The following is a 20,064-nucleotide window of genomic DNA, read 5'->3' on the forward strand; positions in this document are numbered from 1 at the left end:
TCGGTCACGCTTCGGATTGGAGATGACGCCGTGGGTGCGGGGGAGAGAGCAGGAACGCGAGCAGGAGCATGAGGCACATCCCGATGACGGACCCGAGCGTGTTGGCGACGACGTCGCGCAGGTCGGCGACGCGGGTGTCGATGAAGACCGCCTGGAGGATCTCGATCGCCGCGCTCGCGGCGGCGCCGAGTACCGGCGCCGCCCACCAGCCGCGCACGCCGAACCACAGGACCGCGATGACCCCGAGTGGGACGAACATCGCCACGTTCGCGCCGAACTCGACGCGGTCGAAGGTGATCCACGCGGTGGAGGGTCGTTCAGCGAACCACGCCAGCAGCCGGTTCAGCGCGGAGCCGATGTCCGACCCGTACGGCGCAGCGCGCAACGTGAGCCATCCCACCATCCACGCGTAGAGCGCGGTGAGGATCACGAGCACGATGCGCGCGGCGGCGCGGTGGACGCGCAGCCGCGCGTCGGCCCGACTCAGTGGGTGTCCTCGGCCTCGATCTCGCTGCGGTTGCCGGACCACAGCGTGTGGAACGTGCCGTCCTTGTCGATCCGCTTGTAGGTGTGCGCGCCGAAGAAATCGCGCTGACCCTGGATGAGCGCGGCCGGCAGGCGATCGGCCCGCAGTCCGTCGTAGTACGCCAGCGACGAGCTGAAGGCGGGCGCCGGGATGCCGGCGGCCGCCGACACGCGGACGATCTCACGCCAGGCATCCTGCGTCCGGCCGAGGGCCTCGACGAAATAGGGCGCGGTCAGCAGCACGGGGAGGTCTGCCTGCTCGTCGTACGCGTCCGCGATGCGGTTGAGGAACTGGGCGCGGATGATGCAGCCGCCGCGCCAGATCTTGCTGACCGCTCCGAGGTCGATGTTCCAGTCGTACTGGGCGGCGCCGGCGCGGATCTCGTCGAAGCCCTGGCTGTAGGCGACGATCTTCGAGGCGTACAGCGCGAGGCGGACCTGCTCGATGAAGGCATCGGCGTCCGGGACGGTGAAGTCCTCCGAGGACGGGCCGGGGAGCTCGCCCGCGACGTCGCGCTGCTCGCGGTGGCTGGAGAGCGAGCGGGCGAAGGTCGCCTCGGCGATGCCGGAGACGGGCACGCCCAGGTCGAGCGCGGTCTGCACCGTCCACGCGCCGGTGCCCTTGGCGCCGGCCTGATCGACGATGACGTCCACGAGGGGCTTGGCGGTGGCGGCATCCGTCTGCCGGAGCACCTCGGCGGTGATCTCGATCAGGTAGGACTCGAGCTCGCCGCGGTTCCACTCCTCGAAGACGTCGGCGATCTCGGCGGGGGTCTTGCCGGTGCCGCGCCGGATGAGGTCGTAGGCCTCGGCGATGAGCTGCATGTCGGCGTACTCGATGCCGTTGTGGACCATCTTCACGAAGTGTCCGGCGCCGTCGTGGCCGATGTGGGTGACGCACGGCTCGCCCTCGGCGACCGCGGCGATCGACTTCAGGATCGGGCCGAGGGTGACCCAGGCCTCGTCGGGGCCGCCGGGCATGAGGGACGGGCCGTTGAGCGCGCCCTCCTCGCCGCCCGAGACGCCCATGCCGACGAAGTTGTAGCCCGCCTCCGAGACGGCCTTCTCGCGGCGGATCGTGTCGGTGAAGAGGCTGTTGCCGCCGTCGATGATGATGTCGCCGGGCTCGAACACGCGCATGAGCTCGTCGATGACGGCATCCGTCGGCTTGCCGGCCTTGACCATGATGATCGCGGTGCGCGGCTTCTGCAGCGACGCGGCGAACTCCTCGTAGGTGAAGGCGGGGACGAATTCGGCCTCGGGGTGCGCCTCGATCAGCTCGTCGGTCTTCGAGCGCGAGCGGTTGAACACGGCGACCGTGTTGCCTTCACGCGAGGCGAGGTTGCGGGCGAGGTTCGACCCCATGACCGCGAGGCCTACGACACCGATGTTGGCCGAACCGGAGTCGGAACCGGTGGACGCGGATTCGGGGTGGGTGGGACGGTCCACCTCTTCGGGCTGCGGGGCCCCCTCGTGCTGCTGCGTGGCTTCGTGCGGAGCCTGATCCTGGTCGTTGGAATGTCCGGTGGAAGAGGGGGACGACGACATGCGTGGCTCCAGGTCTGCGTGAGGTGTGAGCGAGGGGGTGGGATGCCGGAACCCGGCGTTGCCCTCCCCGGTCACTGTATCGGCTGGCCCGGAGAGGACGGTCTGATGTGACGGCGTCAGTCCTTGTAGCTGCGCCCGAGGGAGAAGAACGCGCCGACGACGCAGACGGCGGTCGCAGTGGTCAGAGCTCCGACGAACCAGAGCAGTGCGTGCGACATCCATCCGTAGTCCATGGGTTCCTCCGTCTTTCGGGCGTGGCGGGACTGACGTTCCATCGTATCCATCGCGCTGATAGACTCGGTCCGAACTTCGGCGAGGGATGCACCGCATCCGTGATCGACGCGGTGAGCAGGCTTCGCGGCTTTCCTCACGCGCACGCGTTCGAGTCGAACCACAGACCACGTCGAGGCCGCTTCGGCCCCGATCACAGACGAGGCCGTACCGGCCCCGATGGACTGGGCCGCGAAGGCCCGCAAGGAGAACACTCATGTCGACAGAGACCGACACCAAGGTCGTCGCCGAGCTGCGCGAGCAGTTCGGCAAGGGCTTCGCCCGCCGTCTGCGCGCGGCCGGCAAGATCCCCGCCGTCATCTACGGGCACGGCACGGACCCCGTGCACGTCGCGCTGCCCGGTCACCAGGTCTCGCTGCTCATCCGCCGCGCCAACGCGCTGCTCGAGCTCGAGATCGACGGCACGCAGCAGCTGACGCTGGTGAAGGACGTCCAGAAGGACCCCGTGCACCAGATCATCGAGCACATCGACCTCCTCGTCGTCAAGAAGGGCGAGAAGATCCAGGTCGACGTCCCCGTCTCCGTCGTGGGTGAGCCGTTCTCCGGCACGATCGCAACGCTCGAGTACACGACCGTCACGCTCGAGGTCGAGGCCACGCACATCCCGCAGAACGTCGAGGTCTCGGTCGAGGGTCTCGAAGACGGTTCGCACATCACCGCCGGCGAGCTCACGCTGCCCCGTGGTGCGGTTCTGGTGACCGACCCCGAGACGCTGGTCATCGCCGTGGCACTGCCGCCGGCCCCCGTCGAGGACGAGGCGGAGGAGTCCGAGGAGGGCGCCGAAGCTGCCGAGTCCGACGAGGCTCCCGCCGAGGAATCCGCCGAGTAAGACCACTCCGATCGAAGCCCGTCGCCGCTGTCGCTGCGACGGGCTTCGTCGTCGAAAGGATCGTTCATGGCCGACACCTGGCTGATCGTGGGACTGGGCAACCCGGGTTCCCGCTACGAGGCGACCCGCCACAACGTGGGGCAGATGGTGATCGACGAGCTCGCGCGGCGGCGGTCCGAGTCTCTGCGCTCGCACAAGGCCGGCGCGCGGGTCGCGGAGTCCTGGCTGCGACCCGGCGGCGCGAAGATCGTGCTCGCCAAGCCCAACTCGTTCATGAACGTATCGGGCGGTCCCGTCGCCGGGCTCGCATCGTTCTATTCCATACCGCCCGAGCGGGTGGTGGTGGTGCACGACGAGCTCGACATCCCCTTCGACTCGCTCAAGCTGAAGATCGGCGGCGGCCACGGCGGCCACAACGGCGTCCGCGACGTCGCGAAGGCGCTGGGGACCGCGGACTTCCCGCGCGTCCGCGTCGGTATCGGCCGGCCGCCCGGACGTCAGGACCCGGCGGATTGGGTCCTCGACCCGTTCGGCTCCGCGGAACGGCAGACGCTTCCGGTCATGATCGGCGACGCGGCCGATGCCGTCGAGCAGTTGGTCGAGGAGGGTCTCCTCGCGGCGCAGCAGCGTCACCACGCGCCGCGTGCGTGACGTGCGTCGGTGATCATCTGATCCGCGACACACCGACCGTGGCGGCGGACATCCGAGCATGCCTCGTGCCCACGCCCGTTCTGGATTCGGAGATCGTCACCGGATGCGGATCACACCCCGCTCCGCAGTCCGATTCCGACGGATCCCTCCGAATCCGAGACACCGCAGACCCGCACCTCGGCCTCGCGCATCGGGACGGACCCGATGTCCGACGCGCCGCGTAGACTTCCCCGGTGACAATTCCCGGGATCGTGCGCGCCCTCGAACAGGCTGACAGCTTCCGGGAGGCCCTCGACGGCGCCGCCTCGGATGTCGACTTCTCGGCGGTGACGGGCCTCGACGCCCCGCTCCTCGCCGCTCTTCTCGAACGGCGCGCGGCGTCGGGTCGGCCTCCCGTGCTGCTCCTCGTTGCGCCCACGGGTCGCCGTGCCGAGAGCATCGGGGCCGCGCTGCAGTGCCTCCTGCCGGATGCGGCGGTGCGACACCTGCCCGCCTGGGAGACCCTGCCCCACGAGCGCCTCAGTCCCAGCGCCGAGACCGTCGGTCGACGTCTGAGCGTCCTCCGCGAGGCGGCGGACTGGGACGGTCGCACGCCTCTCGTGGTCACGGCATCCGTGCGCGGCGCCCTGCAGCCGATCGCGGCGGGACTGACGGATGCCGGTGTCGTCCGGCTCGAGCTCGGCTCGCGCGGACAGGCACTCGACGACGTCGTGCACCGCCTCGTCGACCTCGCCTACCACCGGGTCGACATGGTCTCGCGCCGCGGCGAGTTCGCGGTGCGCGGAGGCATCCTCGACGTCTTCCCGCCCGTCGCCGACCATCCCTACCGCGTCGATTTCTTCGGCGACGAGATCGACCAGATCCGTGCCTTCTCGGTCGCCGACCAGCGCTCGCTGCCGGGCGATGTGCGAGAGGTGACTCTGCTTCCGAGCCGCGAGCTCCTGCTCACCGACGCCGTCCGCGAGCGCGCGGCCGGCCTTCGGGACCGGATGCCGGGGCTCGGCGCCATGCTCGAGAAGATGAGCGAGGGTATCCCCGTCGAGGGCATGGAGTCGCTCCTGCCCGCCGTCGCCGACGCGGTGCTGCCGCTCGTGGACTACCTGCCCGAGGGCGCGGCAGTGGCCGTCGTCGACCCCGAGCGCGCCGTCACGCGGGCAATGACGCTCGCCGAGACCAACCGCGAGTTCCTCGAGGCGGCGTGGAGCGCCGCGACGGCAGGTGCGGACAGCCCCGTCGACCTCGGCGCGGGGGACTTCCTGACCCTGCCCGAGCTGCGCGAGGCGGCATCCGCTCGTGGGGGAGTGTGGTGGAGTCTCAGCACATTCGACTCCGGTGCGGCCGACGCGGCCGAGGAGGGCCTCGTCGACCGGACGGATGCCGCGGTCCGCATCCCGGCCACGGCGGTGCCGTCCTTCCAAGGCAACGTCGAGGGGGCGAGCGAGCACATCGGCAACCTCCTCGGCGCCGGCTGGCGCGTCGTCGTCGCCGCCTCGGGCCCGGGACTCGTCGATCGGTCCCGCGACGTCCTGTCGGAGCGGGGACTCGCGGCCCGGACCGCCGACGCGATCACCGAGGTCCCCGATGCGGGGATCGCCGTCGCAACCGTCGCGACGCTCGAGGCCGGGTTCCTCTTCGCCGACGCGAAGCTCGCGGTCTTCACCGAGAGCGACTTCTACGGTCGGACGATCGGCGGCGACAACCGGGTCGTGAAGAAGCTCGCGTCGCGCCGACGCAACGTCGTCGACCCTTTGCAGCTGACGCCGGGCGACCACGTCGTCCATTCCACGCACGGCATCGGCAGATTCGTCGAGCTCGTGCAGCGCGAGGTGTCCTCAGGCGGTCGGAACGCCGTCAAGAGCAAGCGCGAGTACCTCGTCCTCGAATACGCGCCGTCCAAACGCGGTCATCCCGGCGACAAGCTGTATGTCCCCACCGATCAGCTGGACCTGCTCTCGCGGTACGTCGGCGGCGAGGCCCCGCAGCTGTCGAAGATGGGCGGATCCGACTGGGCTGCCGCCAAGGGCAAGGCCCGCAAGGCCGTCCGCGACATCGCGGTGGAGCTCGTCAAGCTCTACTCGGCGCGCATGTCATCGAAGGGGTACGCCTTCGGTCCCGACACGCCCTGGCAGCGCGAGCTCGAAGAGGCGTTCCCGTTCGCCGAGACACCCGATCAGCTGCAGACGATCGACGAGATCAAGGCGGACATGGAGAAGCCGATCCCGATGGACCGACTGCTCTCCGGCGACGTCGGCTTCGGCAAGACCGAGGTCGCCGTCCGTGCCGCGTTCAAGGCGATCCAGGAGGGCAAGCAGGTCGCGATGCTCGTCCCGACCACGCTGCTCGCCAAGCAGCACCTCGAGACGTTCTCGGAGCGTTTCGCCGGCTTCCCCGTGAAGGTGAGGCCGCTGTCGCGGTTCCAGACCGCGAAGGAGGCGAAGGACACGCTCGCCGGGCTCGCCGACGGCACCATCGACATGGTGATCGGCACCCATCGCATCCTCACCGAGAAGGTCGTGTTCAAGGACCTCGGCCTGATGATCATCGACGAGGAGCAGCGCTTCGGCGTCGAGCACAAGGATGCGCTGAAGAAGTTGAAGACGAACGTCGACATCCTCGCCATGAGTGCGACCCCGATCCCGCGCACGCTCGAGATGGCCGTGACCGGCATCCGCGAGATGTCGACGCTCGCGACGCCACCCGAGGAGCGGCATCCCATCCTCACCTACGTCGGTCCCCGCAGCGACAAGCAGATCGCCGCGGCGATCCGTCGCGAGCTGCTGCGCGAAGGACAGGTGTTCTTCGTGCACAACCGGGTCTCGTCCATCCAGCGCGTGGCCGCCCAGCTCGCCGAGCTCGTGCCCGAAGCACGCATCGCCGTCGCCCACGGTCAGATGGGCGAGCACGCCCTCGAGCAGGTCGTCGACGACTTCTGGGAGCGTCGCGCCGACGTCCTCGTCTCGACGACGATCATCGAGACCGGCCTCGACATCGCGAACGCGAACACGATGATCATCGACCGCGCCGACAAGTACGGGCTCTCGCAGCTCCACCAGCTGCGCGGTCGCGTGGGCCGTGCGCGTGAGCGCGCGTACGCGTACTTCCTCTACGACGAGAACAAGCCGTTGAGCGAGACCGCCGCCGACCGCCTCGAGACGATCGCCGTCAACAACGACCTCGGGTCCGGCATGCAGGTCGCGCTCAAGGACCTAGAGATCCGTGGCGCCGGGAATCTGCTCGGCGCCGAACAGGCCGGCCACATCGCGGGAGTCGGGTTCGACCTGTACCTCCGCATGATCGGCGAGGCGGTCGCGACCTTCCGCGGCGAGGACACCGACGGACCCACCGAGCTGCGGCTTGAGCTGCCGGTCCAGGCGCGGATCCCCGAGTCGTACATCGACAGCGAGCGGCTGCGCCTCGAGGCCTACCAGAAGCTGTCGGCCGCGGCATCCGTCACCGCGTCGGCCGACGCGATCGACCTGGTGCTCGAGGAGCTCCGCGACCGGTACGGCACACCGCCGCCGGAGGTCGACGGACTCATCGCGATCGCGCGCCTGCGTCGCCGCGCCGCGCAGTCGGGGCTCTCGGACGTCGTCGCGATGGGGCCGAACCTGCGGATAGCGCCGGCCCACCTGCCCGACTCGATCCGGGTGCGCCTGCAGCGCCTGCACCCGAAGGCGAAGGTCGTTTCGGGTGGCGAGGCGATGGTCGTGCCGTTGCCGACCGCCGGGGGAGAGGCACTGGGCGATGCGGACCTGATCGCCTGGACGAGCACCCTGCTCGACCAGATCTTCCCGCTGCCGACCGGCGACCCGGCGGCCTGACGCGGGGAACGGTCCGACACGGAAGAACGCCCCGCCCGGCGTCGTGTCGGAGCGGGGCGTTTCGTCGTTCCAGGACGGCTCAGCCGGTGTTCTGCAGCCCCGCCGCGACGCCCGAGACCGAGAGCAGCAGCAGACGCTGCAGGTCCGGATCGACCTCGCCGCCCGGCGCATCGCGCAGGCCGCGGAGCGCGCGCAGCTGCAGGAGCGAGAGCGCGTCGACGTAGGGGCTGCGCATCTTCACCGCGCGGCCGAGGACCGGTCGGTTCGACAGGAGCTCGGTGCCGCCGGTGAGCTTCACGACCCACGCGCGCGTGAGCGCCATCTCCTCGCGGACGAGCGACGCGAGGTCGTCGCGGTCGCCCAGCTCGAGGTAGTGCCGGGCGATGCGGTCGTCGGTCTTCGCGAGGCTCATGGCGACGTTGTCGATGAGGGTGCGGAAGAGCGGCCAGTGCTCGTACGCCTCGCGGAGCGTGGTCTCGTCGCCCACCGCGTCGAGGGCCGTGCCCAGGCCGAACCAGCCGGCCAGATTGATGCGCGCCTGCGTCCATGCGAACACCCACGGGATGGCCCTCAGATCCTCGAGGGACTCGACCGACAGGCCGCGGCGAGCGGGACGCGATCCGAGCGCGAGCAGGCCGATCTCCTCCATGGGGGTGACCTGGGCGAACCACGGCGCGAAACCGGGCGCCTTGACGAGCGCGAAGAAGCGCTCGCGGGAGGCCGCATCCATGACGCGCGCCACGTCGGCGTACCGCTCGGCCGCCGACCGGTTCCGCTCCTCGTTCGAGGGCGCCGAGGCCATCATCATGGCGCCGGCGACCTGGTCGATGTGCCGCATCGCGATCGCCCGGTCGCCGTAGCGGGCGAAGATGACCTCACCCTGCTCCGTGAGCTTGAACCGGCCGTCGACGGAGTGCGGCGGCTGCGCGAGGATCGCGGAGTTCGCCGGCCCGCCGCCACGGCCGAGGGCGCCGCCACGACCATGGAAGAGGGTGAGCTCGATTCCCTGCGCCACGGCCCACGCCGAGATCTCGGCCTGTGCTTCGTAGAGAGCGAGGTTGGCGGCGACCGGCCCCACATCCTTGGACGAGTCCGAGTAGCCCAGCATGACCTCGAGGCGCCGCCCGGTGGAGGTGAGGCGCGAGGCGAACTGGGGCTGCTCCACGATCTCGGCGAGGATGCCGGGAGCCGCCTGCAGGTCCGCGAAGGTCTCGAACAGCGGGATGACGTCGAGTACGGGGGGAGTGCCGTCAGGCCCGACAGCGTGCCGGGCGAGCGTGTGCACGGCGGCGAGATCGTCCGCCGAACGCGTGAACGAGACGATGTAGCGGCCCGCGGCGCGGGGACCGTAGCGCTCCTGCAGGAACGCGATCGTTCGGAAGACCTCGAGGACCTCCTCGGCCAGCTCCGACCGCTCGGACCCGCCCCGTTCGAGTTCCTCGAGGACCTTCGCGTGCACGGCGGAGTGCTGACGCACCTCGAGTTCGGCGAGGTGGAACCCGAAGGTCTCGACCTGCCAGATGAGCTGCTGCAGGTGCCCGTACGCCTGGCGCGGCGCACCGGCCTGCACGAGCGCCTCCTGGACGATCCGGAGGTCGGTCAGCAGGTGCTCGGGGTCGCTGTAGGCCAGGTCCGCATTCCGAGTGCGGGTCGCGGCGATCTTCCTCGCGAGCAGCAACAGGATGCGGCGGTACGGCTCGTTGGGGGAGCGCTTGGCGATCTCCGCCGCGGCGTCCTCATCGGCATCCTTGAGTTTCTGCCACAAGGCGAGCGCTGCAGGCGTCGGGGGCGTGGTGGCGGCATCCAGGGTGAGTGTGCGACCGACGCGTCCGGCGGTCCGTTCGAGTCCGAGCAGGACGTGCTCGCTCGCGATGCCGGCGGCTTTGCGGGTCGTCTTCGCCGTCACGAAGGGGTTGCCGTCGCGGTCGCCGCCGACCCAGGAGCCGATCCGGACGAACGGCCGCACGAGCGGCGGGCGGGCACCGGCATCCTCGCCCTGCAGGGCGTCGTCGACGCGGCGGTAGACGTGCGGGATCGCGGTGTAGAGGGTCTCGTCGAAGACGCCCATGACCGAGCGGACCTCGTCGGTCGGCGACGGCTTCTCGGAGCGCAGCGGTGCGGTGCGCCACAGGGTGTCGACCTCTTCGAGCATGCGACGCTCTGCGCGTCGACGATCGGCGCTGTCGGCGTCCGTGGCGTCGCGGTCAGCGAGCAGTTCGGCCAGGCGACGGATGCTCGAGGACACCGCGCGGCGCCGCGCCTCGGTCGGGTGCGCCGTGAAGACGGGGTGGAAGCGGAGGTTCTGAAGGCGCTCGCGAGCGGCGTCCTCACCGATCTCGGATGCCAGGCTCCGATAGGCCGCGGTGATCGAGTCGCTCGCGTTCTTCGCGTCCACCCGGCCGCCGCGCTCACGGAGGATGCGGACGCGCTGGTGCTCCTCGGCGAGGTTCACCAGGTGGAAGTAGCACGTGAACGCCCGCGCGACCTCTTCGGCGCGCTCGAGCGTGTACGACTCTGCGATCGCGGCCGCGCGCGCGAACGCCTCGGGGGTGTCGTCCGTGTAGGCCTGGATCGTGGCGATCCGCAGGCGCTCGACATCCTCGAACAGGCCCGGCGAACCGCTCTCGCGGAGCACTCGCCCGAGGAGCGAGCCGAGCACGCGCACGTCGGTGCGCATCTGTTCCGGGATGTTCTGCTCGGCCTCGTACCGTCCGACGAGGTCGATCGCTTCGGTGTGGGTGAGTTCGTGCACCGTCTCACGCTAGCGGGGGTTCGAGGGGCTTCCTGACACGATGACGCGCCGCGACGGGCCTGTGAGGTGGGCGTCAGATCGAGATGGCGCCCGTGGCGATGAGGACGACCGCCACGACCGCGCCGACCGCGGCGATCACGAACAGTCCCGCTTCGACCGGCGAGAATACACGGGCCTTCTGCTCGCGCCGCCCGATGACGTAGAGCACGGTGCCCGGCACGATGATGACCAGGCACAGCAGCAGGTAGGTGAGTCCCGCCGCCCAAAGCAGGTACGCCGTGTACGCCGTCGCGAGCAGCGCGACCACCAGTTCTCCCGTGCGACGGGATGCGCCGTCCTGGATCACGAGCTTCACGCCGAAAGCCGCGGAGAGGAAGAACGGGATGAGCACGAGAGCGCTGGTCAGTTCGAGCGCGGCGTCGAAGGCGTTCTGCGCGAACAGGACGACGACGAGCATGACCTGTGCGAGGACCGTGGAGAGGGTGAGAGCCCCGATCGGGGTGTCGTTCCGGTTGGTGCGTCGCAGGAACGCGGGAAGGTCGCCGGCCCGGGCCGCGGACAGGAGGACCTCGGCGGCCATCAGCGTCCAGGCCAGGTACGCCCCGAGCACCGCGACGATGAGCGCGACGGCGACGAAGGCGGCGCCCCAGCCGCCGACGGCCTGTTCGAGCACACCGCCCATCGACGGCTGCCGGAGGCCCGCCAGCCGGTCGCGGGGGAGGATGCCGTACGACACGATCGTGACGCAGGCGAAGACGGCCAGGACGCTCACGAAGCCGAGTACGGTCGCGCGACCGACGTCGCTGCGCCGACGAGCGTGCCGGGAGTTCACGCTCGCCCCCTCGATGCCGATGAACACGAAGACCGTGACGAGCATCGTCGCGCGGATCTGCTCGCCGAGTCCTGCCATGTCGCCGCCGCCCCAGTTCGCCGCGAACACGGCCGGGTCGAAGACGGTCAGGCACAGAGCGACGAACACGACGATCGGGAGGACCTTCGCGACCGTGACGACGCGGTTGAGTGCCGCCGCCTGCCGCACGCCACGGCGGATCAGGAGGAAGAACAGCCAGATCCCGACCGACGAGACGGCCACCGCGAGCAGGGTGTCGCCCTCGCCGAGCTCCGGGAAGACGCCGCCCAGGGTCGAGGTGATGAACACCCAGTAGAAGACATTGCCGACGCAGGCGCTCGCCCAGTAGCCGAAGGCCGCGAAGAAGCCGAGGTAGTTCCCGAAACCCGCTTTCGCGTAGCTGAAGATCCCGGCGTCGAGGTCGGGTCGACGGATCGCCAGCCGATGGAAGACCAGCGCGAGCATGAGCATGCCGCCGCCCGCGATCGCCCATGAGATGAGCGCGCCGGCGACACCGGTGGATTCCGCGAAGGTCGAGGGGAGCGAGAAGACGCCGGCGCCGATCATCGATCCGACGACGAACGTCGAAAGCGTGAACATCGAGACGCGGGTCCCGCCGTCCGCGGGCGCCGCCGTGGAGACGGGGGAAGTCATCGAACCAGGGTACGTCGGAGGCCCTCCGGATGCCGCGGCCCGGCATCCCTCGTATCGTTGCGGTCATGTCGCAGTCATCGCCCGCATCCGGTGATCGCCAGCCCCCGGTGAGGGGCCTGGTCCGCGCCGTCGACACCATGCGCGCCGTCCGCGACCGCTGCGTGTGGACGCAGCAGATCCACCACGAGGACCTCGTGCCGTACCTGCAGGAGGAGGCGGCGGAGCTCGTCGACGCCGTCGAGAGCGGCACGCGCGCCGACCTCAAGGAGGAGCTGGGCGACGTCCTCTGGCAGGTGCTCTTCCACGCCGAGATCGCTTCGCGCGACGAGAGCGACCCGTTCGACATCGACGACGTCGCGGCGGCTCTCGCCGAGAAGATGATCCGCCGGCATCCGCATGTGTTCGGCGACGCGGTCGCAACCACGCCGGAGGAGGTCCTCGTGCACTGGAACGCGGCGAAGGCCGCGGAGAAGAAGGCGCGTACCAGTGTGCTCGACGGCGTCTCGATGCACATGCCCTCGCTCGCGCTCGCGCAGAAGGTGCTGGGGAAGGCGGCGCAGGTCGATGTGGCCGCGTCCGTCTGCTCGCGGGAGCCCACGAGCGAGTCGGAGCTCGGCGACGCGCTCCTCGCCCTCGTCGCCCTCGCGCGGACGGAGGGATGGGACGCGGAACGCGCGCTCCGGGAGCGGCTGCGTGCGCTCGCCGACGAGGTGAGGACTGCCGAGTCCTCCTGACGGCTCGCCGCGGTCTGCGAGACTAGGACCGTGCCCTCAGTGAACCCGCCGCGCGGCATGCGCGACTTCCTCCCCGCCGACAAGGCCCGCCGTGAGCGCGTCCTCGCGGTCATCCGCGATCGCTACCGCGCGCACGGCTTCGATGAGATCGAGACGCCCGTCGTCGAGGACTACGAGCGGCTCCACGCGGGCATCGGCGGCGACAACGAGAAGCTCGCCTTCAACGTCCTGCGACGCGGCCTCGACGCCGACGCGATCCGGGATGCCGCGGACGACCCGGCGGCGCTGTCCGATCTGGGGCTGCGTTACGACCTGACCGTCCCGCTCGCCCGCTTCTACGCGACCAACCGTGCGCAGCTTCCGACCGTGTTCCGGGCGATACAGATCGCCCCGGTCTGGCGGGCTGAGCGCCCGCAGAAGGGGCGCTACCGCCAATTCGTGCAGTGCGACATCGACATCATCGGTGACGCGACACCCCGCGCCGAGGTCGAGCTCCTCACGGCGAGCCTCGATGTGCTCGACGCGCTCGGACTCGAGGGCGGCACGATCCGGATCAACGATCGGCGTGCCCTCGACGCGATGTTGGAGGTCTTCGGGTTCGCCGGCGCGGACCGGGCGGGTGTCCTCATCACGATCGACAAGCTCGACAAGATCGGCCCCGCAGGAGTCGTCGCCGAACTGCGCGACCGCGGTGCGGACGAGTCCGCGGTGACCGCGTTCGAGACGTTCCTCACGCGCCCGCAGACACGCGAGTACCTCCCCTTCGGCGATGCCCAGATCCGGAAAGCGCTGCCGGCCGGCGTGCCCGACGAGGTCGTCGCGCACCTCGTCGGCATCGGCGACGCCGTCGCCGCCGCGCGCGGCGAGGTCGACGTGCCCTTGCACTTCGACCCGTTCCTCGTCCGCGGCATGGGGTACTACACGGGAACCATCTACGAACTCGCGCACCCCTCGGTGTCGTACTCGCTCGGTGGGGGCGGTCGGTACGACGGCATGATCGGCAGGTTCCTCGGCCAGGACGTTCCGGCTGTCGGATTCTCGATCGGCTTCGAGCGCATCGTCGACCTCGTGGGAGCGGGGGAGGATGCCGCGGCCCCCGCCGTCGTCCTCATCGCCGATCGCGACGTCCCGCTCACGGAACTCGCCACCCACAAGGCCTTCTTCGTCTCGCGGGGCGCCCGGGTGCGTCTCGAGCAGCGTACGAAGAACCTCAAGGGTCTGCTGGAGCGGTCGGCGGCCGACGGCTACACGTCGTTCGCGACGGTCTCCGCCGGGGCGGATTCTGCGACGCTCGAGACGCGTCCCCTCGGGTGACACGGTCGGCGCCCGCTGCTAGCGTGCGGCCATGACTCTCCACGTCCGCACGGTGCTGCCGAAGAACGGTCCCGCGACCGCGATCGAATTGACCGACGAGCAGGTCGACGCCCTCGGCGGCGGCAAGCGCGCTGCCGTCGTGGTGACGATCGGCGGTCGCACGGCACGCCTGCGTCTGGGCGTCATGGGCGGGCGCAACCTCATCGGCCTGTCGAAAGCCGCTCGAGCCGAGCTCGGCGTCGAGATCGGCGACGAGGTCGAGGCGCGGATCGATCTCGACACCGAGGAGCGTGAGATCGAGGTCCCGGAGGATCTCGCGCACGCCCTCGACGCCGAGCCTCAGGTGCGCGCGGCGTTCGATGCGCTCGCGCCGTCGCGGCGCAAGGAGATGGTCCGATCCGTCGTCGAGGCGAAGAAGGCGGAGACCCGTGAGAAGCGGGTCGCGGCGGCCGTCGATTCGCTGCGTTCGGCCGGAAGCGTCTGAGCACACTCCCCGCATCCGATCTTCTCGTCGACACCCGCACGTCGGAAACCGTTCACCCGCCCGGTGTGTGCTGACGGCGTGCCACGGACGACGCGGACCCTCCTCGCCCTCACCCTGCTCGCCGCCGGCGGCGCCGTCGCCGGGGCGCTGGCCGTCGGCATCCGCGTCGGCCTTTCCCGCCAGGCGGCACTCGCTCGTCGACGGATCGGGAAGCCCCTCGGCGAGACCCCGCCCATGGCCGACCGGGTCTGGCGGTCGGGGCTCGGTGGCGACCCGATCGATCTGTTGATGCTGGGGGATTCGATCGCTGCGGGGCTCGGCGCGCAGCACCGGAAGGAGACGCTCGGCGGTCGGCTCGCGAAGGCGCTGGCGGGGGAGCTCGACCGTCCGGTGCGTCTGCTGACGGGGGCTGTCGTCGGAGCCGAGTCCGCCGATCTCGCGGGCCAGCTCGCCGCTCTTCCGAAGGACTACCGCGCCGACGTCGCCGTGATCGTGGTCGGGGGCAACGACGTCACCCACCGCGTCCCGGTCGCGGTGGCCACCGGGCATCTGTCGGACGCGGTTCGACGGCTGCGGGAGATGGGCACGGCAGTCGTCGTGGGGACGTGTCCCGACCTGGGCGCGCTCCGGGCCGTCCCGCAACCGCTGCGCAGCATCGGTTCACGCGCCTCGCAGCAGCTCGCCGCCGCGCAAGCGGAGCGGGCCCGATCCGAGGGTGCCGGGGTGGTGTCGCTCCGCCGCGCCGTCGGGCCGTTCTTCCGGATCGACCCCGACGGCATGTTCAGCCTCGACCGCTTCCACCCGAGCGCTCTCGGATACCGGCGGACGGCCGAGGCGCTGCTTCCGGTGGTGCGGGACGCGTTCAGACGCGCCGACGGCGAAGCCGGAGCATCCGGTAGCCCGCCCCCACCGCGAGCACCCCGAGCCCGACGGGTACCGACGGCCACGGCAGCGTGACGACGAGGGCGACGCAGCCGCACGCCCCGAGGGTCTGCAGCAGGCGGGGATAGCGCCGCGCACTGCCCGTCTGCCGGAAGGCGGCGATGTTCGCGACGAGGTAGTAGAGCAGGACCCCGAAGGACGAGAACCCGATCGCTCCGCGGATGTCGCCGAGCGCGACGATGACCACGACCACGACGACGACGGCGATCTCGGCGTTGCGCGGGACGTGCCACCGTGCGTCCACGCTCGCCAGGATGCGCGGCAGGTCGCCCTCCCGGGCCATGGCGAACGAGGTCCGACCGATTCCCGTGATGAGGGCGAGGAGGGCGCCGAGGGATGCCGCGGCGGCGCCGATCCGGACGACGGGGGCGGCGGCATCCCACCCCGCGGCGCGGACCACGTCGACCAGGGGGGCGCTCGAGGCGGCGAGGGAGCCCGGTCCGAGGACGCGGAGAGCGACGAGGGCGATGACCGCGTACACGACGAGCGCACCTGCGAAGGCGAGGATGATCGCGCGCGGGATTGTGCGTGCGGGGTCGCGGACCTCCTCGCCGAGTGTCGCGATGCGTGCATACCCCGCGAAGGCGAAGAAGAGGATGCCGGCTGCTTGGAGGATGCCGAGGGGGCCGGCGGCGACGAGATCGATGCGTCCGTCGGCCAGGGGCGCAGCGGGGGAGAGGCCGGCGACGGCGACCAGAACGAGGGTCGCGAGGACGATCGCGACGAGGATGCGGGCCAGCTGGGCCGTTCGGGTGATGCCGAACAGATTCACAGCGCCGAGGGCGAGCGCGGCGAGCGCAGCGATCGGGCGCTCCCATCCCGGGGGCGCGACGTAGGCCGCGAACGTGAGGGCCATCGCCGCGCAACTGGCCGTCTTGCCGATGATGAAGCCCCAGCCCGCGAGGAAGCCCCACCAGGGGCCGAGCTCCGCGCGACCGTAGGCGTAGACACCTCCCGAAGTGGGATGCACCGCGGCGAGCTGAGCGGTGGACGTCGCGTTCCCGAACGCCACGGCGGCCGCGATCCCGAGGCCGAGGAGGAGTCCGGTGCCCGCCGCCTGCGCCGCCGGAGCGAACGCGGCGAACACGCCGGCGCCGACCATCGCGCCGAGGCCGATCACGACGGCGTCGCCGAGACCGAGGCGGCGAGACAGTCCGGGGGTGGGCACGGCGCGAGCGTACTCCAGGGAGGAGAACGAGTCTGTAATTATAGTTGCGCTATAATTAATGCATGATTATCCGCATCGACCCGCAGAGCGCGAAACCGCTGTTCGCGCAGATCGCCGACGCGCTCCGCGCCGACATCACCGGCGGTCGGCTCTCGGCCGGGCAGCGCCTGCCCGCGGCGCGTGACGTGGCAGAAGCTCTGCAGGTGAACCTCCACACCGTCCTCCACGCCTACCAGGACCTCCGCGACGAAGGTCTCATCGATCTCCGGCGCGGGCGCGGAGCGGTCGTCACCCCCGCCGGCGCGACTCTCGCCGGCATCCACGCCGAGATCGTCGCGCTGGTCGACAAGGCCCGATCCCTGGGCATCTCGCCCGACACCCTGTCCGCCCTCGTCAAGGAGGCTGCTCGTGACCACTGACACCCAGACGACCGTCCGTCGCCGTTTCACCCTCGTCGCGCTCGTCATCCCCGTCGTCGTGACCGTCATCGCCGTCGTCGCGCAAGCCCTGCTGGCCATCCGCGTCCCGGCCACCGTCGCGACGCACTGGGGATGGAGCGGGGCACCCGACGGTTTCGCGCCCGCCTGGTCGGTTCCCCTGGCCACAGTGCTCATCGGCATCGGACTGCCCGCCGTGCTCTTCGCCGCCACCGTCGGGGGACTCCGCCGCGGCGACCACGGTGCGGCCTATCGGGTCCTGGGTGCGGTCGCTCTCGGCATCGCGGTGCTCGTCGGCGCGCTCGGCGCGGCGACCCTCGGCATCCAGGTCGGTCGAACCGATGCCGCCGTGACGCTCCCCGTCCTGCTCATCCCGACGGTCCTCCTCGCCGCCGTCGGCGCGGGGCTCCTGGGGTGGGCGATGCAGCCCCACGTCCCGTGGCGGTCGTCACCGGCCGGAGCAGCGGTCGACGTCCCGGTGCGAGCGGGAGAGAGGGTCGTCTGGTTGCAGGGTGTCTCGCTCGCACGGGCGGGTGCGGTGGTCCTCTGGGTCGCCTTCGGCGTCGGATGCCTCGCGGTGGTGCCCGTGCTCTTCCTCGGCGATCTCGTCCCGGCGGTCATCGCGTCAGTGGTCGTCGTCGTCCTGTTCGTGGTCGTGGCCACGACGCTCCGCTTCCACGTCCGCGTCGATCCGGAGGGACTGACCGCCGTCTCTGCGGCGGGCTGGCCCCGGGTGCACGTCCCGAGCGACGACATCGTGTCGGCCGAGGTCGTCGAGGTCTCGCCCATGGAGGAGTTCGGCGGCTGGGGCATCCGCTGGTCCTCCGGCGGACGTCAGGGCGTCGTCCTCCGCAGAGGCGAGGGCCTCCTGGTGCGCCGTCGCGATGGGCGCACGCTCACCGTCACCGTCGACGACGCGGCCACGGCCGCAGGCCTGCTCAACGCCTACACGGCGTTGACGCCCGACCCGCAGCGCGATTGAGTGGCGGAATGGTCCATCCCGCACCGCACGACCCCGTGTCCGATCGATGGAACGGCGTCGACGCGTACCTGACCGAGATGCTCGTCGCCGAGGACGACGCGCTCGCGGCCTCGGTGTCCTCTCTCGCCGAGGAGGGGATGCCGGAGATCGAGGTGGCCCCGCTGGCAGGCAAGCTCCTGCACCTGCTGGCGAGGCTGGCGGGTGCCCGGCGCGTCCTCGAGATCGGGACGCTCGGCGCGTATTCGACGATCTGGCTCGCGCGCGCCCTGCCCGAGGACGGTCGGCTGGTGACGATCGAGGCCGAGCCCCGCAATGCGGCCGTGGCGCGTCGCAACCTCGAACGGGCGGGCGTCGCCGACCGGGTCGAGGTCCGCGAAGGCCGGGCGGCGGACGTCCTGCCGTCCCTGTCGGGCTCCGAGCCGTTCGATCTCGTCTTCATCGACGCCGACAAGGAGTCGAACCCGGTGTACCTCGAGTGGGCGGCGCGGCTCGGCCACCCGGGCACCGTCGTCGTCGTCGACAACGTCGTGCGCTCCGGTCACGTCGTGGAGACGGATGCCGGGCCGCAGGTGGACGGGGTCCGCGCGGGGCTCGAGATGCTCCGCGACGATCCCCGCTTCGAGGCGACCGCGCTGCAGACGCTCGATCGCAAGGGCTGGGACGGCATCGCCGTCGCGCTCCTCGTCTGAGGTCCGGTCCTGTGCGGCATCCCTCGCCTCACTAGACTCGATGACGGACCGACGACGCTCCCGTTCCATCCTCCACAAGCAAGGAGAAACCCCCGTGGCATTGATCGAGGCAGTAGGCGCACGCGAGATCCTGGACTCGCGCGGCAACCCGACCGTCGAGGTGGAGGTTCTGCTCGACGACGGCATCGTCCAGCGCGCAGCCGTCCCCTCCGGCGCGTCCACCGGCGCCTTCGAGGCGTACGAACTCCGCGACGGCGACAAGAGCCGCTACGGCGGCAAGGGCGTCCTGAAGGCCGTGAACGCCGTCATCGACGAGCTCGGCCCCGCGATCGAGGGCATCGACGCCAGCGAGCAGCGCGTCATCGACGAGATCCTCATCCAGACCGACGGCACCGAGAACAAGTCGCGCACCGGCGCGAACGCGATCCTCGGCGTCTCGCTCGCCGTGGCGAAGGCCGCCGCCGACAGCGCGGACCTCCCGCTCTACCGCTACCTCGGCGGACCCAACGCCCGGGTCCTCCCCGTGCCGCTGTTCAACGTGATCAACGGCGGCGAGCACGCCGACAACGGCATCGACATGCAGGAGTTCTTCCTCGCACCCATCGGCGCCGAGACCTTCTCCGAGTCGCTCCGCTGGGGCGCCGAGGTCTACCAGGTCCTGAAGAAGGAACTGCAGGCCGCCGGTTACGCCACGGGCCTCGGCGACGAGGGCGGCTTCGCCCCCGACCTCCCGAGCAACCGCGAGGGCCTCGACTTCCTCGTCAAGGCGATCGAGAAGGCCGGCTTCACCCCCGGATCGCAGATCGCCCTCGGCCTCGACGTCGCCGCCACCGAGTTCTTCTCCGACGGCGTGTACCGCCTCGAGAACAAGGACTGGTCCGCTGAGCAGCTCGTCGACTACTACGCCGACCTCGTCGACTCGTTCCCGATCGTCACAATCGAGGACGCGCTGGCCGAGGACGACTGGGAGAACTGGACCGCTCTCACCGAGCGCCTCGGCAAGAAGGTGCAGCTCGTCGGCGACGACCTGTTCGTCACCAACCCGCAGCGCCTGGCCGACGGCATCAAGCGGGGCGCGGCCAACTCGCTCCTGGTCAAGGTGAACCAGATCGGCACGCTCAGCGAGACGCTCGACGCGATCGACGTCGCCCACCGCGCCGGCTACACCACGATGCTCTCGCACCGCTCGGGCGAGACCGAGGACACCACGATCGCCGACCTCGCCGTCGCCGTCAACTCGGGTCAGATCAAGTCGGGCGCGCCCGCTCGGAGCGAGCGCGTCGCGAAGTACAATCAGCTTCTGCGCATCGAGGAGGACCTGGGCGAGGCCGCGGAGTTCATCGGGGCCGCCGCGTTCCCGCGCTTCACCGCCTGACCCGCGAGCGCACCGCAC

General features: G+C 70.5%; 16 protein-coding genes. 11 read left to right on the top strand and 5 right to left on the bottom strand.

All coding sequences use genetic code 11. The features are described from left to right. Positions 1–4: 4 nt before the first annotated feature. Together ACIQLK_RS07775 and gndA are read right to left on the bottom strand one after the other, a co-directional pair. On the bottom strand, positions 5–430 hold the full coding sequence (locus ACIQLK_RS07775; RefSeq protein WP_400363981.1) for a VanZ family protein: 426 nt from the start codon (positions 428–430) through the stop codon (positions 5–7). Positions 431–483: 53 nt separating this feature from the next. Then, positions 484–2,073, bottom strand: a complete 1,590-nt coding sequence (gene gndA / locus ACIQLK_RS07780; protein ID WP_400363982.1) for an NADP-dependent phosphogluconate dehydrogenase — start codon at positions 2,071–2,073, stop codon at positions 484–486. A gap of 487 nt (positions 2,074–2,560) precedes the next feature. Between gndA and ACIQLK_RS07785 the strand changes: the two genes are divergently transcribed. The 3 genes from ACIQLK_RS07785 to mfd all read left to right on the top strand — a co-directional run bounded on the left by ACIQLK_RS07785 (position 2,561) and on the right by mfd (position 7,665). Next, complete coding sequence (locus tag ACIQLK_RS07785) at positions 2,561–3,193, top strand: 50S ribosomal protein L25/general stress protein Ctc (RefSeq protein ID WP_400363983.1); 633 nt, start codon at positions 2,561–2,563, stop codon at positions 3,191–3,193. Positions 3,194–3,259: 66 nt separating this feature from the next. Beyond that, positions 3,260–3,844 carry an aminoacyl-tRNA hydrolase gene (gene pth / locus ACIQLK_RS07790; protein WP_400363985.1) on the top strand — a complete coding sequence of 195 codons (585 nt, stop codon included), beginning with the start codon at positions 3,260–3,262 and terminating at the stop codon, positions 3,842–3,844. Between the two features lie 233 nt (positions 3,845–4,077). Next, a complete protein-coding gene (gene mfd, locus ACIQLK_RS07795) occupies positions 4,078–7,665 on the top strand; it encodes a transcription-repair coupling factor (protein ID WP_400363986.1) in 3,588 nt (1,195 codons plus the stop codon). A 79-nt stretch (positions 7,666–7,744) separates the two neighbouring features. On the opposite strand, the gene ACIQLK_RS07800 is transcribed toward mfd, so the two are convergent. Beyond that, positions 7,745–10,417, bottom strand: a complete 2,673-nt coding sequence (locus ACIQLK_RS07800; protein WP_400363987.1) for a phosphoenolpyruvate carboxylase — start codon at positions 10,415–10,417, stop codon at positions 7,745–7,747. Positions 10,418–10,490: 73 nt separating this feature from the next. Further along, the gene (locus ACIQLK_RS07805; protein WP_400363989.1) at positions 10,491–11,921 is read right to left on the bottom strand and encodes a basic amino acid/polyamine antiporter; all 1,431 of its coding nucleotides are present in this window, start codon (positions 11,919–11,921) and stop codon (positions 10,491–10,493) included. Positions 11,922–11,986: 65 nt separating this feature from the next. Between ACIQLK_RS07805 and ACIQLK_RS07810 the strand changes: the two genes are divergently transcribed. From ACIQLK_RS07810 to ACIQLK_RS07825, 4 genes are all read left to right on the top strand, one after another. Beyond that, positions 11,987–12,655, top strand: a complete 669-nt coding sequence (locus tag ACIQLK_RS07810; protein WP_400363991.1) for a MazG family protein — start codon at positions 11,987–11,989, stop codon at positions 12,653–12,655. Positions 12,656–12,712: 57 nt separating this feature from the next. Then, positions 12,713–13,969: a histidine--tRNA ligase gene (locus ACIQLK_RS07815; protein WP_400364909.1), complete on the top strand. Its 1,257-nt coding sequence runs from the start codon at positions 12,713–12,715 to the stop codon at positions 13,967–13,969. Positions 13,970–14,000: 31 nt separating this feature from the next. Beyond that, a complete protein-coding gene (locus ACIQLK_RS07820) occupies positions 14,001–14,453 on the top strand; it encodes a YdeI/OmpD-associated family protein (RefSeq protein ID WP_400363992.1) in 453 nt (150 codons plus the stop codon). A gap of 78 nt (positions 14,454–14,531) precedes the next feature. Next, complete coding sequence (locus ACIQLK_RS07825) at positions 14,532–15,410, top strand: SGNH/GDSL hydrolase family protein (protein ID WP_400363994.1); 879 nt, start codon at positions 14,532–14,534, stop codon at positions 15,408–15,410. Here ACIQLK_RS07825 and ACIQLK_RS07830 read toward each other — a convergent pair. After that, positions 15,316–16,563: an APC family permease gene (locus ACIQLK_RS07830; protein ID WP_400363995.1), complete on the bottom strand. Its 1,248-nt coding sequence runs from the start codon at positions 16,561–16,563 to the stop codon at positions 15,316–15,318. The genes ACIQLK_RS07825 and ACIQLK_RS07830 overlap by 95 nt on opposite strands. A gap of 62 nt (positions 16,564–16,625) precedes the next feature. Between ACIQLK_RS07830 and ACIQLK_RS07835 the strand changes: the two genes are divergently transcribed. The 4 genes from ACIQLK_RS07835 to eno all read left to right on the top strand — a co-directional run bounded on the left by ACIQLK_RS07835 (position 16,626) and on the right by eno (position 20,046). Next, positions 16,626–16,982, top strand: coding sequence for a GntR family transcriptional regulator (locus ACIQLK_RS07835; protein ID WP_400363996.1), 357 nt, complete (start codon positions 16,626–16,628; stop codon positions 16,980–16,982). Beyond that, positions 16,972–17,982, top strand: a complete 1,011-nt coding sequence (locus ACIQLK_RS07840) for a DUF1648 domain-containing protein (RefSeq protein ID WP_400363997.1) — start codon at positions 16,972–16,974, stop codon at positions 17,980–17,982. Before ACIQLK_RS07835 ends, ACIQLK_RS07840 begins: the two co-directional genes overlap by 11 nt. 8 nt (positions 17,983–17,990) lie before the next feature. Then, positions 17,991–18,671 (top strand): O-methyltransferase, encoded by a 681-nt coding sequence (locus ACIQLK_RS07845; RefSeq protein ID WP_400363998.1) that lies wholly within the window; start codon positions 17,991–17,993, stop codon positions 18,669–18,671. A 94-nt stretch (positions 18,672–18,765) separates the two neighbouring features. After that, positions 18,766–20,046: a phosphopyruvate hydratase gene (gene eno / locus ACIQLK_RS07850; protein ID WP_400363999.1), complete on the top strand. Its 1,281-nt coding sequence runs from the start codon at positions 18,766–18,768 to the stop codon at positions 20,044–20,046. Positions 20,047–20,064: the final 18 nt, after the last annotated feature.

Origin of the sequence: Microbacterium sp. NPDC091382, assembly GCF_044757025.1 — a bacterium.
In the GTDB taxonomy this organism is placed as follows: Bacteria; Actinomycetota; Actinomycetes; order Actinomycetales; family Microbacteriaceae; genus Microbacterium.

Excerpts from the sequence above, each read along its gene's own strand:
- ACIQLK_RS07805 (WP_400363989.1), bottom strand. The coding sequence starts at position 11,921 with ATGACTTCCCCCGTCTCCACGGCGGCGCCCGCGGACGGCGGGACCCGC.
- ACIQLK_RS07815 (WP_400364909.1), top strand. The coding sequence starts at position 12,713 with ATGCGCGACTTCCTCCCCGCCGACAAGGCCCGCCGTGAGCGCGTCCTC.
- gndA (WP_400363982.1), bottom strand. The coding sequence starts at position 2,073 with ATGTCGTCGTCCCCCTCTTCCACCGGACATTCCAACGACCAGGATCAG.
- ACIQLK_RS07820 (WP_400363992.1), top strand. The coding sequence starts at position 14,001 with ATGACTCTCCACGTCCGCACGGTGCTGCCGAAGAACGGTCCCGCGACC.
- ACIQLK_RS07810 (WP_400363991.1), top strand. The coding sequence starts at position 11,987 with ATGTCGCAGTCATCGCCCGCATCCGGTGATCGCCAGCCCCCGGTGAGG.
- pth (WP_400363985.1), top strand. The coding sequence starts at position 3,260 with ATGGCCGACACCTGGCTGATCGTGGGACTGGGCAACCCGGGTTCCCGC.
- ACIQLK_RS07785 (WP_400363983.1), top strand. The coding sequence starts at position 2,561 with ATGTCGACAGAGACCGACACCAAGGTCGTCGCCGAGCTGCGCGAGCAG.
- ACIQLK_RS07835 (WP_400363996.1), top strand. The coding sequence starts at position 16,626 with ATGATTATCCGCATCGACCCGCAGAGCGCGAAACCGCTGTTCGCGCAG.
- ACIQLK_RS07845 (WP_400363998.1), top strand. The coding sequence starts at position 17,991 with ATGGTCCATCCCGCACCGCACGACCCCGTGTCCGATCGATGGAACGGC.